At 37.0% G+C, this 1,001-nt stretch carries 1 protein-coding gene; it reads right to left on the bottom strand.

Annotation, left to right across the window (positions count from 1 at the left end; all coding sequences use genetic code 11):
• Nucleotides 1-362: transposase (locus tag C1G57_RS09155; protein WP_161941094.1), on the bottom strand; the 362-nt coding region annotated here is incomplete at its 3' end.
• Nucleotides 363-1,001 lie beyond the last annotated feature (639 nt).

Raw genomic sequence — 1,001 nt, forward strand, 5'->3', positions numbered from 1 at the left:
GTGAAGTAGATGAAGGCAGTTTTGATGAGCTGGTTGGCGTGTGTGCTAGCCCTAAAACTATTGATGGTCCGATAACAGACATAGGTATCCTGACTCAGCCATTTCATAGGAATGACTTCTTCATTCATTTGAACGATTTTTCGACCAGAGAATACCTGGCGAGCATAGGCGAACAGGGTCATTTTGAGCAACATGGCTGGATGAAAGGCTGGACGACCAGTATGAGAAGTTTCTTCCAATAGAATGGATAAAGGAATAGTATCCACAAACTGACTAATCAGACGAGCCTCATGCGTTGCAGGTAAATCCCAAGCAAGATTTAATTCCAAACTTAACTGATTTGTGTTATACTGTTTATACATTTTCATGCCTTTCTAGTTGTTTTGTCGTTATTATAATTATAAAGCATGAAATGGAAAACGAGCAAATCCTAATTGGAATTGCTCGTTTTTTTATATGTGAGCGGCTAGTTTTTGCCCAGCCTCTTCAGCCTTCTTTAAGTTATGAGTCATATAATAAACTCATCTTTTTCATGTAAACTCCTGAAAGCACTCGAATGGATTCGGGTGTTTTCTTTGTGCATTTTCTTCGAACATATAACTAATTAGTGATAAAATGAGTCTATCATTATCAGAGAGGTCATCTTATGAACAATACAGGTATTCATCACATTTCAAGCTTAGTAGGAAATATTCATCAAGCCTATCATTTTTATCATCATATTCTCGGCTTATAATTGACCTTGAAAACTGTCAATCAAGAAGATTCGTCCATGTATCACCTCTTTTTTGGAGATGAGCGAGGAAGGGTAGGGACAGAGTTTACTATTTTTGATATGCCCAACCATCCTAGTCATCGGCCTGGCAGCAATCGTTTGGAACGAACTGTTTTTTCTACCATTTGTCAAGTCCATCAAGGTATTTGACGAAAAATATTTTGAGTCTCGAAATCCAAATATGGAAATTATTTTATTTTGGACTAAAGTTTAGTGTAAAAAGTGT

Origin of the sequence: Streptococcus suis, assembly GCF_002960425.1 — a bacterium.
Classification (GTDB): Bacteria; Bacillota; Bacilli; order Lactobacillales; family Streptococcaceae; genus Streptococcus; species Streptococcus suis_S.